Genomic DNA, 12741 nt, shown 5'->3' on the forward strand with positions numbered 1-12741 from the left:
CCTTCGATCGCCTGCGGCGGTCCTCATGAGAGCTACGAATGCGCCCCCGTCGATTCGACACGTTCTCGCGATCCGAATTCAAGAGGGTCCGGACGTCGATCCGCAGGGCCGTCGGCGGGGTCAGCCGGCCAGGTGGCTCCAGCGTGCGGCGAGCTCGCGCCACGGGCCGTCGGCCGCGACCTCGCCGTCCGACAGCACGACGACCCGATCCGCGCGGGCGAGTGCGGCCCGCTTGGAGGTGGCGCCGATGACGGTCGTGCCGCGGTCTCGCAGGGCCTGCCAGAGCTCGATCTCGGTGCGCGCGTCCAGCGCCGAGGACACATCGTCGGCGAGCAGCAGCTCGGCATCGGCGGCCAGCGCACGCGCGAGCGCGAGGCGCTGCACCTGCCCGCCGGACAGCCGCACCCCGCGGTGCCCGACCAGCGCGTGCGAGCCGCCCGCCTCGCTCACGTCCTGGCCGAGTCGCGCGCCGTCGATCGGTCCGTCGACGTCGCGCTCGTGGTCGAGGCGGACGTTGTCGGCGAAGGTCCCGCTGAGGACGCGCGGCACCTGTGCGACGTGCGCCACCTGGCCGGGGCGCAGGAACGCCTCGGCGTCGGCGATCTCGGCGCCGTTCCATCGGATCTCGCCGGTGTGCTCCATGAGGCCCGCGAGGGCCGCGAGCAGACTCGACTTCCCGGAGCCGACCTGCCCGAGCAGCAGGACCAGCTCGCCGCGCCGGACCACGAGATCGACGCCGGTGACCCCGAGCGTCCCGTCGTCGTGCACGGCGGTGACGCCCGCGAGCTCCAGGGTCTGCAGCGGCTCCCGCCGGGCGGTGGAAGGCTCGGGTGCGGTGCCGGCGACGAGGTCGACCCCGGGCACCCGGTCGACGAGGTCGACGCCGCCCGCGAAGCGGGCGGTCGCCTGCTGCCAGCTGCGCGTCCCCGGCGCCTCGGTCACGACGGCGCCCGCGACCACGCCGAACCAGCCGAAGCCGGTCACCGCGTTCGCGACGAGAAGCGTGGTCGCCAGGTTCCAGACGTCCGCGAGGAATGCCGCCCACGCGGCCACCGCGCCGATGTGCAGCGCGACGATCGGCACGCCGTCGAGCACGGCCTGGACGCGGTGCTCGAAGATCGCCGCCCGCACGCGGCCGCTGTCGACCTCCTGCAGGTGCCGGTGCACGTCGGGGGTGCGGGCCGCGAGCTTGACCGTGCGGGCCGCGTCGAGCGCGGACACGAGCGAGCGCCCGAACCGCGCGCGGGCGGCGGACGACCGCGTCGCCGAACGCCCGGCGACGGGCCGGCCGACGGCGGCCGCCAGCGCCGACACCACCATGACCCCGAGCAGCACGCCGCCCGCGAGCCAGGATCGCGATACGAGCGCGGTGACGCCCGCGATGATCAGGCCGTTGACGAAATCGACCCAGCGGTCGGCGTACATGACGTAGCGGTCGGCATCCATCGCGCGAGCGACGATCTCGCCCGGCGGCGTGGTCGGCAGGCGGTGCTGCCGTGTCTGCCCGAACATGACGCGCATGCGGACCCGCAGCAGATTCTCGACCCACCAGCTCGGGTAGAGGTAGATCGCCCGGCCGAGCGCGAGCGGGCTGATGAGCACCAGCGTCACGAGCCCCGCGAGCAGCGCCCACGGCAGGTCGCCCTCCTGCAGGGCCTCCACCGTCCGACCCCACAGGAACCCGGTCAGCGCACCCTGGGCCGACGCGAGCGCAGACACCAGGAACAGCGCCGCGCCGAGCACGCCCCACCGGGGCCGCACGAACAGGACGTGCAGGATGCCGCGCGCGAGCGAGGGCCCGTCGCCGGGTGCGGCGAGATCCGGCGGCGTGCCGGTGCGGCGCCGGGTCCCGACGGCTTCTGTCGTGTCGCCCGTCGCCGGATCGGCCCCGACGCTCGGGGCGTCTGCGCGCTCGCCGTCCGCGGCGTCATCGATCACGCCCTCCGATGCGGCGGCCTCCCGCAGGCGCCGGAACGGTCCGTCCTCCGCGGCGAGGGTCGCTCGCGGCCCCTGCTGCACGACGCGCCCGTGGTCGAGCACGGCGACGAGGCCGGCGCGCTCGATCGTGGTGAGCCGGTGCGCGACGAGCACGCCCGTCCTCCCGGTCAGCAGCCGCTCGGAGGCCGCGACGACGCGCGCCTCCGTGAGCGGGTCCATGCGGGCGGTCGCCTCGTCGAGCACGACCACCTGGACGTGTCGCACGAGCAGCCGCGCGAAGGCGACGAGCTGCTCCTCGCCGGCGGACAGGGCCGTGCCGCCAGGGCCGAGCGCGGTGTCGAGCCCGTCGGGGAGACCTGCGACCCAGTCCGCGAGTCCGAGCTCGGCCACGGCGGCCTCGATCTCGCCGCGCCCGACCGGTGCGAACAGGGCGATGTTCTCGGCCAGGGTCCCGGCGAGGATCTCGGTGCGCTGGGTGACGACGCCCACGGCGGCGCGCAGCTTCTGCAGGTCCAGGGCGCGCACGTCGGTCCCGCCCAGGAACACCGTCCCTGGGGCGGGCTCCTGGGCACGGGAGATCAGCGCGGCGAGCGTCGACTTGCCCGACCCCGTCCTCCCGACGAGCGCCACGGTCTCTCCGGCGGGCACCTCAAGTGACACGTCCTTCAGCGCGAACTCGCCCTCTGCGTACGCGAAGTCCAGATCGCGCACCTCCAGGCCGACGGGCCCGGCCGGCAGGTCGAGGCCGCCGACCGGTTCCGGCTCGACCTCGAGCATCTGCCGGATGCGGACCAGAGCGCCGACCCCCTCCTGAATGTCCGGGAGGTGATGCACCAGGTTCGACACCGATCCGACGAGCAGCGCTGTCGCCAGGAACAGCGTGACGAGCTGCTCCACGGGCAGGCTGCCGCCGAACGCGAGCACGGCTCCCACGACGGCGACGCCGCCCAGGAGAGCGTGCAGCAGCAGCTCCGCCCGGTTGATCAGCCGCATCTCCAGGCCGGTGAGGTCCCGCAGTCGGGCATGCACGACGGCGGAGATCTGCGCGAGGCGCCGCACGGCGAACGCCTGCCCCAGGCTGGTGCGCAGGTCGTTCCGAGCTGCCACCGCCTCCTCGAACGCGGCCGCATGATCCGTCCAGGCCTCCTCCTCGACCACCTTGCGGCGCGCGATCTCGCGCAGCAGGGGACGCGCCACCAGCGCCACCAGCACGCCGAGCACCGGGAACATGATCCAGGCGGGCCACCATGCCACGCTCGCGACCACCCAGAGCGGCACGACGCCCGCGACCGTGCGGCCCGCTCCCCAGAGCTGACGCCGGACGAGCGAGCCGACCGCGCGCGTGTCGTCGTCCACCCGGTCCATCACCTCGCCGACGGCCTGCTCGGACAGGACGGACAGTGGCTGGCTCATCGCTGCCGTCAGGAGGTCGCCGCGCAGGCGACCCTCGGCGCGGTCGACGACCCCGGCCCACAGCACCTGGCCGACGCTGTCGAGCGCCGCCCCGCCGACGACGCACAGAGCGAAGAGCAGGAGCGCGCCCGACGTGGGGCCGCCGGCGAGCCGGCCGGCGATCACGGTTCCGGCCGCCTGGCCGGTCGCACCCGCGACGAGGAGGAGGATCGCGGAGAACGACGCGACGCTCCGCAGGCGCCGCCAGTCGAGCCGACGCCATGCCGGACGTCCGGGCGCATGCGTCGACGCGCCCGCCCGTCGGTCGGGCCGGGAGCGCGCGCGAGAAGCGGGAGGAGCTGCCTGGGACATCACCGACAACGCTACGACGCATGTCCGACATTCACGCTCGTCGTCGAACCCGCGCGAGATCGGATGCCGGGTGGGTGGAGGAGCGCGGGCCGGTCAGGCCGGCTCGGGCGGACGGCGCCGCTCGATGGGCGGGGCGACCTTCTTCTCGAGCACCCGGATCGCCTCGTCCGAGATCGCGATCAGGCCGTCGAGCTCGTCGCGCACCCGCCTGTACGCGAGCCGGCGCTCGGCCGCCGTGGCCGACTGGTCGACGGCGACCTGCAGCAGCTGCTGCGCGCGGTCGAGGCGCTTGCGCTCGGCCTCGGTGAATCCGCTGTCGCGCACGCGGCGGGCATCCTGCTCCGCCACGTCGAACGCGACCTCGTAGTCGTGCACGGCGTCGCGGTACTCCGCGAGCGAATCCGCGTCGACGCGCGCGTCGGCCGATGCGGGGCGCAGCCCGTCCGCCGCCTTCTTCGCGCGCAGGAACGCCGCGGTGAGGGCCTCGCGGCCGTCGCTCATGGTCGGGAACGCGATGAGCTTCGCCACGTCCAGCTCGTAGTCGAGCCACCGCCGCGTGACGTCGTCGTGCGCGTCCATCAGGCGCTGCAGCCGGTCGGCGCGCGAGCGCTGGTCCGACTCCTCGACGCCCGCCGGCAGCGGCGTCGCGGTGAGCGCCTTCGCCTCGGCCTTGGCGCGGATGACCTCGAGGCGGCGCCTGTGGCGCCGCTTCGCGGCCCGCTCGGACCATGCCGCGATGCCGCGGACGCCGCCGATGATGGATCCGCCGAACACGAACCACAGCCACCAGTTGCCGCCGATGAAGTCGCCGACGGCGCCGAGGATCTCGCCCACGCTCAGACTCTAGGGCGCGGGGGAGGCCGCCGCACCGGCCCGTGCGTGCCGGTGCGCGTCAGCCGACGAGCAGGGCGAACAGCGTGGCCCCGCCGCCCGTCACGATCAGCGCGCCGATCACGATCCACGCGACCACGCGGATCCGACGATTGCGCCGCTCCGACCAGTGGTCCGCCGCCTCGCCGTCGGGCTCGAGCTCGCTGTGGTTGATCAGCGTCATGCCGCCGGCTCCACGACGGTCGGCCCGAACGCGGCGGGCAGCGTGCCGGACGACAGCGCGCGCAGCTCGGCGACCGGCACCTGGAACAGGTCGGTCACCTCGAGCGTGGGCTCGCTGTCGGTCACGCCGATGCGCAGCACGGGGTAGCCGCGGCCCTCGCACAGGCCGCGGAACTTCACATCCTCCTCGCGCGGCACGGTGACGATGACGCGTCCGGTCGACTCCGAGAACAGGGCGGTCGCGGCATCCACGCCGTCGCGCTCGATGATCTCGCGCAGCCAGACGCGGGCCCCGACGCCGAAGCGCAGCACGGCGTCGACCAGCGCCTGCGCGAGACCGCCCTCCGACAGGTCGTGCGCGCTGGAGACGAGCATCTCGTCCTTCGCGGCCTGGATGAGCCCGGCCAGCGTGCGCTCGCCCGCGAGGTCGACCCGCGGCGGGCGCCCGCCGAGGTGGCCGTGGATCGTGCCGGCCCATGCCGATCCGTCCAGCTCGGTGGCCGTCGTGCCGAGCAGGTAGATGTTCTCGCCGGCGTCCTGCCATCCGCTCGGGATGCGGCGGGAGACGTCGTCGATGATGCCGAGCACGCCGACCACCGGGGTCGGGTGGATCGGGGTGTCGCCGGTCTGGTTGTAGAACGACACGTTGCCGCCCGTGACGGGAACGCCGAGCTCGAGGCAGGCGTCCGACAGGCCGTCGACGGCCTGCGAGAACTGCCACATGACCTCGGGGTTCTCCGGCGAGCCGAAGTTCAGGCAGTCGGTCACGGCGGTCGGCATCGCGCCCGTGACGGCGACGTTGCGGTACGCCTCGGCCAGGGCCAGCTGCGCGCCCGCATACGGGTCGAGCTGGCAGTAGCGGCCGTTCGCGTCCGTGGCGATCGAGACGCCGAGGCCCGAGGCCTCGTCCACGCGGATCATGCCGGCGTCGTCCGGGAACGCCAGCGCCGTGTTGCCGAGCACGTAGTAGTCGTACTGGTTGGTGATCCAGGACGCGTCGGCGAGGTTCGGCGACGCGGTCAGCCGCTTCAGCTGATCCACGATCTCCGCGCCCTCGGTCGGGCGCAGGAGGGACGCGGCGGAGTCGGCCTGCAGCGCGTCGATCCAGGCCGGGTAGGCGACGGGGCGCTCGTAGACCGGGCCGTCGACCGCGACGGTGGAGGGATCGACGTCGACGATGGTCTCGCCGTCCCACGTGATGACGAGGCGGCCGTCGCCGGTGACCTCGCCGAGCACGCTGGTCTCGACGTCCCACTTCTTCACGACCGCGAGGAACGCGTCGAGCTTCTCGGGTGCGACGATCGCCATCATCCGCTCCTGCGACTCGCTCATGAGGATCTCCTCGGCGGTCAGCGAGGGGTCGCGCAGCAGCACGTTCGTGAGCTCGACGTTCATCCCGGACCCGCCGTTGGCGGCGAGCTCGCTGGTCGCGCACGAGATGCCGGCGGCGCCGAGATCCTGGATCGCCTCGACGAGGTCGCCCGCGTAGAGCTCGAGGCAGCACTCGATGAGCACCTTCTCGGCGAACGGGTCGCCCACCTGCACCGCGGGGCGCTTGGTGGGCCCGCCGTCGGCGAAGGTGTCGGAGGCGAGGATCGACGCGCCGCCGATGCCGTCGCCGCCCGTGCGCGCGCCGAACAGCACGATCTTGTTGCCGGCGCCGGTGGCGTTGGCGAGGCGGATGTCCTCGTGGCGCATGACGCCGACCGCGAGCGCGTTGACGAGCGGGTTGGCCTGGTAGACGGAGTCGAACACGGTCTCGCCGCCGATGTTCGGAAGTCCCAGGCAGTTGCCGTACGAGGAGATGCCCGACACGACGCCGTGCACGACGCGCGCGGTGTCGGGGTGGTCGATGGCGCCGAAGCGCAGCTGGTCCATGACGGCGACGGGGCGCGCGCCCATCGAGATGATGTCGCGCACGATGCCGCCGACGCCGGTCGCGGCGCCCTGGAACGGCTCGATGTACGAGGGGTGGTTGTGCGACTCGACCTTGAACGTCACGGCCCAGCCCTCGCCCACGTCGACCACGCCGGCGTTCTGGCCCATGCCGACCATGAGGCGCTTGCGCATCTCGTCCGAGACCTTGTCGCCGAAGCGGCGCAGGTAGATCTTGCTCGACTTGTAGGAGCAGTGCTCCGACCACATCACGGAGTACATCGCCAGCTCACCCGAGGTGGGGCGGCGGCCGAGGATGTCGCGGATCCTCGCGTACTCGTCGGGCTTGAGGCCGAGCGCCTCGTAGGGCTGCTCGCGCTCGGGCGTGGCGGCCGCGTTGGCGACGGTGTCGATGGTGGGGGTGGTCACGCGGGAGGCTCCTCGACGGGCGGCGGGCCGGACGGGGATCCAGTCTATCCGCGCCCGGTATGACGGTCGCCCGGGTGCCCCCGCGAGAGGCCATGGCCTCCGCCCGCGAGAGGCCGTGGCCTCCTCCCGCGAGAACACGTCCTCTCAGCGAGGCCACGCCGAATCCGCGCAGATCGGGCATGTCGCCGCTGAGAGGACGTGTTCTCGTGCACGGGCTGGGGGCGTGCGACCCCGCGGATACCCTCGATGCATGCCCCGCCGCGACCTCGATCTCATCCGCAACGTCGACGAGGCGCTGCGGGGTGACGCGTTCGACCTGATGGCCTACGCGAGCACCGTGCTCGAGATGCTGCGCCGCCCGCTCGACGCGGAGGGCAATCCCGTGTCGGGGATGCCGACGCTCGCGGAGATGGTGGACCGCACGCTGGCCGACGCCGTGCGGCAGTCCGACGCGCTGCTGCTGGCGATGGCGACGCTGCTCGAGGGATCCGGATCCGGGGACACCGCGCTGGCGGAGCGGGTCCGCACGGAGGCCGCCGGGCGCTGGCGGACGCTGCCCGGATGGATCGCGCAGGGCGGGGCGCCCGAGATCACCGGCGTCGCCGCGTTCGACCACGTGCTGGGCGCGGACGCCACGATCCTGATCGGCGCGATCCTCGCCGACGGCACACCCGTGACCGCCACCGTGTTCATCGATCGCGACGGCGGCGGCACGATCGGCGACGCGTTCCTCGCGCCCGAGACCCTGCAGGCCGCGCTCGCCGCGGGCGGGCGCGGCGTGGACGCCGACGAGTTCCCCCGCGTGGAGATCTCCGCGGCGGATGCCCGGGCCCGCGTCGAGCGGGCGGTCGCGGACGACCTGACCCTCGAGCCGCCGCTCGTCACCGCGACGTGGCCGTCGTCGCGGCCGCTGCTCGCCTGGATCCTGCGGGCGCTGCCCGACGGGGGCAGCGGGTTCCCGCGCCCCGCCGCGGATGCGGCGCTGGACGACGAGCTCGCCGGCGCGGTCGCGCGCCGCGAGCCGGACGCGGAGGCGCACGCGCGTCTGCTGATCGCCCTCAACCGCGAGCACAGCGGCGCGGGCGACCCGCGACTGTGGAGCGACACGTTCGTCGAGGCGCTGCTGCTCGAGCTGTTGCCGTTCGAGGAGCAGACGGAGGCCGAGCCCGAGGGGATGCTGGCCGCGCTGAAGATCCTGATCGAGGAGGGACACGCGCGCGCGGGCGTCGCCGACCGGCTCACGGCGCGGTCGCTCGAGGCGGTCGACGAGCTCGAGGACGCGCTCCTGGACCTCCTCGAGCTCGACGACGAGGCGCCGGCGGGCGGCGACCACGAGCTCACGCTGCTGGCGGCGCGCGTCGGCGGCCGTCGCCACCTGGACGCGCTCGACGCCGTGCCCATGACCCGCGTCGTGCCGGATCACCGGGGCCTCGACGAGCGCGCCCGGGCCGGTGTCGAGCGGGTGCGCGCCCTGATCGAGCGCGCGTGCGGCGAGCTGTTCGCGGATCCCGAGCTCGCCATCTCGGCCACCCGGATCGCCGACCTCCTCGCCGACACCGACCCGCGCCTGTTCGCGAAGGGCAAGCCCGAGCTGGCGGCCGCCGCGATCGCGTGGATCGCCGGCACCGCGAACGACGCGTTCGCCCCCGCCGGCGCGGCCGATCCGGCCGCGCTCATGGCGACCCTGGGGCTGCGCGGCGGAACGCCGGCCGCCCGCGCGGGCGCGTACCTCGCGGCGCTCGGCGTGGGCGATCCGGAGTCCTGGCCGTCACTGCCGGCCCTGGGCGATCCGTCCCTCCTCACCTCCCGCACCCGGCGCGACCTCATCCGCCGCCGCGACGAGGCCCGCGCGCCCGGCCCCGCCGCATAGCCCGGTCGCGCGGCCGCTTGCCTCGATGTGACGCCCGATCGACCGAACGGCGTCAGTTAGAGGCAACCCGGCGCCCCGCGGAGCCCAACCGCGCGGCTCCACTTCAACGGAAGGACGCCTCGACCGCGTCCGGGCTCCGGGCGTAGAGTCCGGCGGCGGGCGCGACGGGGCGCCCCGGAGACGAGGAGGTTCCGGATGAACGTGAAGGCCGCCGTCCTGGAGGAGATCGGGAAGCCGCTCGAGATCCGCGAGCTCGCGCTCGACGAACCGCGCGCCGACGAGGTGCAGGTGCGCCTCGTCGCGACGGGCGTGTGCCACACCGACGCCGTGGTGCGGGACGGATGGATCCCCACGAGCGGGCTGCCGATCGTCCTGGGCCACGAGGGCGCGGGGATCGTGGAGCGCGTCGGCTCGGCCGTGAGCCACCTGAGCCCCGGCGACCGCGTCGTGCTCAGCGTGAACAGCTGCGGCGCGTGCCGCTCGTGCTTCGGCGGTCACCCCGCGTACTGCGAGAACATCTACGTCCACAACTTCGCGGGCGGGCGCCCCGACGGCACCGCCGCGTTCGCGACCGGCGAGGGATCTCCGGTGCTGTCGCACTTCTTCGGCCAGTCGTCCTTCGCCGAGGTCGTCAACGCGTCGGTGCGCAGCGTCGTGAAGATCCCCGAGGACTTCCCGCTCGAGCTCGCGGGCCCGCTCGGCTGCGGCGTCCAGACGGGCGCCGGCGCGGTGCTCAACGTGCTGCGCCCCGCCCCCGGCGGCAGCTTCGTCGTGTTCGGCGCGGGCGCCGTCGGCCTCTCGGCCCTGCTCGCCGCCGTCGCCGCCCGCGTGGGCACGGTCATCGCGGTCGACATCAACGACGACCGGCTGAGCCTGGCGACCGAGCTCGGCGCGACGCACGTGATCAACGGCGCGAGTGAGGACGCCGTCGCGCGGATCCAGGAGATCACCGGCGGCGGCGTGCAGACTGCGCTCGACACCACCGGCAACGCGCGCGTGTTCCGGCAGATGATCGACGCGCTCGGCGTCGCCGGTCACGCGGGGGCGCTCGGCGCGGCCGCGGCCGGCAGCGAGGGCGTCATCGACCTGCCCACGGCGCTGTCGCGCGGCATCCGGGTCACCTGGGTCGTCGAGGGCGACGCCGTGCCGCAGCTGTTCATCCCCGAGCTGATCGCGCTGCACCGTGCCGGCCACTTCCCGTTCGACCGGCTCGTGCGGAGCTACCCGTTCGGCGAGATCAACGCGGCCTTCGCCGACTCCGAGTCGGGCGAGGTGATCAAGCCGGTCGTGGTGTTCTGAGGCCCGGATCCGCGTCCCGGGGAAGAAACACGGCGTCATCCCGGTTCGACAACCCCTGGGCCCGCGTGCTGAGCTTGATGGTCGGGCCGTCGCCCGTACCGTCTCCTCACGAAGGATCCACTCATGCGCATGACCCGCATCGCCTCCGTCGCCGCCGCCTCGCTCACCGTGCTCGCCCTCGCCGGCTGCAGCGGACAGCCCGGGAGCGGCGCGAACGCCGACGGCCCCGCGGCGCTCGCCGACGGCACCCTCATCGTCGCGACCGAGGGCACCTACCCTCCCTTCAGCTTCCACGAGGACGGCGCGGGCGAGCTCACGGGCTACGACGTCGAGGTCGCCAAGGCGGTCGGCGAGAAGCTCGGCGTCGAGATCCAGTTCGAGGAGACGCAGTGGGACGCGATCTTCGCGGGCCTCGACGCGGGACGCTTCGAGACGATCGCCAACCAGGTCACGATCAACGACGACCGCAAGGCGAAGTACACCTTCTCGGCGCCGTACACCGTCTCGCCCGGTGTGATCGTCGTGCCCGAGGACAACACGGACATCGCGTCGTTCGACGACCTGGACGGCAAGACCACCGCGCAGTCGCTGTCGAGCAACTGGTACGCGCTCGCCGAGGAGTCGGGCGCGAAGGTCGAGGCCGTCGAGGGCTGGGCGCAGTCGGTCGAGCTGCTCGCGCAGGGCCGCGTGGACGCCACCATCAACGACAAGCTGACCTACCTCGACTACGTCGCGCAGAACCCCGACGCGGGCCTGAAGATCGCCGCCGAGACGCCCGAGAAGGGCGAGATGGCGTTCGTCTTCGCGAAGGACGACGCCGACCTCGCCGAGGCGATCGACGGCGCGCTGGCGGAGCTGGCCGAGGACGGCACGCTCGCCGAGCTCGGCCAGGAGTTCTTCGGCGCCGACGTGAGCAAGTGATCCGCCCGTGTCCCACTCGGCGCCCGAATGCGATGGCATGACGGCGTCAAGTGGGACACGGTGATCGGCTTTCGGGCCGAGACTGGGACATGCCCCGCGGAGCGAGGGCGATGAGAGGGAGATCGGCGTGGACTGGGAGCTCATCCTGCAGTCGTTCTGGCCGCTCGTGCTCGGCGGCCTGACCGGCACGATCCCCCTGACGCTCGCCTCGTTCGCGCTCGGCCTCGTGATCGCGCTCGGGATCGCTCTGCTGCGGCTGTCGTCGAACCCCGTGCTGTCGTGGATCGGCCGCGCGTACGTCTCGGTCATCCGCGGCACGCCGCTGCTGGTGCAGCTGTTCGTGATCTTCTACGGCCTGCCCTCGCTCGGCGTCACGCTGCCGCCCTGGCCCTCGGCCATCATCGCGCTCTCGCTCAACGTCGGCGGCTACGCGGCCGAGATCATCCGCGCGGCGATCCTGTCGGTGCCGCGCGGGCAGTGGGAGGCCGGGTACACGATCGGCATGTCGAACGCCGTCACGCTGCGCCGGATCATCCTGCCGCAGGCCGCGCGCGTGAGCGTGCCGCCGCTGTCCAACACGTTCATCTCGCTCGTGAAGGACACGTCGCTGGCGTCCACGATCCTCGTCACGGAGATGTTCAAGGAGGCCCAGCGGATCGCGACCTTCTCGAGCGAGTTCATGACGATCTACCTCGTGGCCGCGTTCGTCTACTGGCTGTTCTGCACGGTGCTGGCCGCCGTGCAGGGCCGCGTGGAGAAGAGGCTGGATCGCTATGTCGCGCACTGACGGACCCGTGCTGCTGAGGGCCACGGGCCTGCGCAAGAGATTCGGCGACCACGAGGTGCTGCGCGGCATCGACCTCGAGGTGCGCCGCGGCGAGGTCGTCGCGCTGATCGGGCCGTCGGGCTCGGGCAAGACGACCGTGCTGCGCTCGCTGAACGGCCTCGAGACGCCGGATGCCGGCACGCTCGCGTTCGACGGCGGCCCGGAGGTCGACTTCGCGGGCGGGATCTCCACACCGCAGCGGTTCGCCATCCGGGACCGCTCCGCGATGGTGTTCCAGCACCACAACCTCTTCCCGCACCGCACGGTGATCCAGAACGTGATCGAGGGCCCCGTGACGGTGCAGGGCGTGCCGAGGGCGGAGGCCCTCGCGAACGCCGAGGAGCTGCTCGACCGCGTCGGCCTCGCGGCCAAGCGCGACGCGTACCCGCACGAGCTGTCGGGAGGTCAGCAGCAGCGCGTGGGCATCGTGCGCGCGCTCGCGCTGCGGCCCGACCTGCTGCTGTTCGACGAGCCGACGTCGGCCCTCGACCCCGAGCTCGTGGGCGAGGTGCTCGTCGTGATGAAGGAGCTCGCCGACGAGGGCTGGACCATGGTCGTCGTCACGCACGAGCTGCAGTTCGCGCGCGAGGTCGCCGACGAGGTGCTCTTTCTCGACGGCGGAGTGGTCGCCGAGCGCGGCGCACCGGCGCAGATCTTCCGCGACCCGCAGAACGAGCGCACGCGGCGGTTCCTCGACCGGATCCTGCGCCCCTTCGAGGGGCACCCGGAAGACCTCTGAGAAAATCCCGGAAGTCGCGTAACCGAT

9 protein-coding genes are annotated in these 12741 nt (G+C 73.2%); 5 read left to right on the forward strand and 4 right to left on the reverse strand.

What is annotated here, in order from left to right; all coding sequences use genetic code 11:
* Positions 1-120: 120 nt before the first annotated feature.
* From AAD528_RS09555 to purL, 4 genes are all read right to left on the reverse strand, one after another.
* Positions 121-3702, reverse strand: a complete 3582-nt coding sequence (locus tag AAD528_RS09555) for an ATP-binding cassette domain-containing protein (RefSeq protein WP_345751844.1) — start codon at positions 3700-3702, stop codon at positions 121-123.
* Positions 3703-3795: 93 nt separating this feature from the next.
* On the reverse strand, positions 3796-4536 hold the full coding sequence (locus AAD528_RS09560) for a hypothetical protein (protein ID WP_375339598.1): 741 nt from the start codon (positions 4534-4536) through the stop codon (positions 3796-3798).
* 58 nt (positions 4537-4594) lie between these two features.
* Positions 4595-4756, reverse strand: a complete 162-nt coding sequence (locus AAD528_RS09565) for a hypothetical protein (protein WP_345751845.1) — start codon at positions 4754-4756, stop codon at positions 4595-4597.
* A complete protein-coding gene (gene purL / locus AAD528_RS09570) occupies positions 4753-7059 on the reverse strand; it encodes a phosphoribosylformylglycinamidine synthase subunit PurL (RefSeq protein WP_345751846.1) in 2307 nt (768 codons plus the stop codon). The genes AAD528_RS09565 and purL overlap by 4 nt, the downstream gene beginning before the upstream one ends.
* A gap of 250 nt (positions 7060-7309) precedes the next feature.
* On the opposite strand from purL, the gene AAD528_RS09575 reads away from it, so the two are divergent.
* From AAD528_RS09575 to AAD528_RS09595, 5 genes are all read left to right on the forward strand, one after another.
* Positions 7310-8929, forward strand: coding sequence for a hypothetical protein (locus tag AAD528_RS09575; RefSeq protein WP_345751847.1), 1620 nt, complete (start codon positions 7310-7312; stop codon positions 8927-8929).
* Positions 8930-9124: 195 nt separating this feature from the next.
* A complete protein-coding gene (locus AAD528_RS09580) occupies positions 9125-10228 on the forward strand; it encodes an NAD(P)-dependent alcohol dehydrogenase (protein WP_345751848.1) in 1104 nt (367 codons plus the stop codon).
* Between the two features lie 123 nt (positions 10229-10351).
* Positions 10352-11149: an amino acid ABC transporter substrate-binding protein gene (locus AAD528_RS09585; RefSeq protein WP_345751849.1), complete on the forward strand. Its 798-nt coding sequence runs from the start codon at positions 10352-10354 to the stop codon at positions 11147-11149.
* Positions 11150-11276: 127 nt separating this feature from the next.
* Entirely contained in the window at positions 11277-11936 is a 660-nt protein-coding gene (locus tag AAD528_RS09590) for an amino acid ABC transporter permease (RefSeq protein ID WP_345751850.1), read from the forward strand.
* The gene (locus AAD528_RS09595; protein ID WP_345751851.1) at positions 11923-12714 is read left to right on the forward strand and encodes an amino acid ABC transporter ATP-binding protein; all 792 of its coding nucleotides are present in this window, start codon (positions 11923-11925) and stop codon (positions 12712-12714) included. Before AAD528_RS09590 ends, AAD528_RS09595 begins: the two co-directional genes overlap by 14 nt.
* Positions 12715-12741: the final 27 nt, after the last annotated feature.

It is taken from the genome of Microbacterium rhizophilum (assembly GCF_039605615.1).
GTDB lineage: Bacteria > Actinomycetota > Actinomycetes > Actinomycetales > Microbacteriaceae > Microbacterium > Microbacterium rhizophilus.

What these genes read in the sequence shown, in the direction of transcription:
- AAD528_RS09555 (WP_345751844.1), bottom strand. Translation starts at nt 3,702, where the DNA reads ATGTCCCAGGCAGCTCCTCCCGCTTCTCGCGCGCGCTCCCGGCCCGAC.
- AAD528_RS09565 (WP_345751845.1), bottom strand. Translation starts at nt 4,756, where the DNA reads ATGACGCTGATCAACCACAGCGAGCTCGAGCCCGACGGCGAGGCGGCG.
- AAD528_RS09575 (WP_345751847.1), top strand. Translation starts at nt 7,310, where the DNA reads ATGCCCCGCCGCGACCTCGATCTCATCCGCAACGTCGACGAGGCGCTG.
- AAD528_RS09580 (WP_345751848.1), top strand. Translation starts at nt 9,125, where the DNA reads ATGAACGTGAAGGCCGCCGTCCTGGAGGAGATCGGGAAGCCGCTCGAG.
- AAD528_RS09585 (WP_345751849.1), top strand. Translation starts at nt 10,352, where the DNA reads ATGCGCATGACCCGCATCGCCTCCGTCGCCGCCGCCTCGCTCACCGTG.
- AAD528_RS09595 (WP_345751851.1), top strand. Translation starts at nt 11,923, where the DNA reads ATGTCGCGCACTGACGGACCCGTGCTGCTGAGGGCCACGGGCCTGCGC.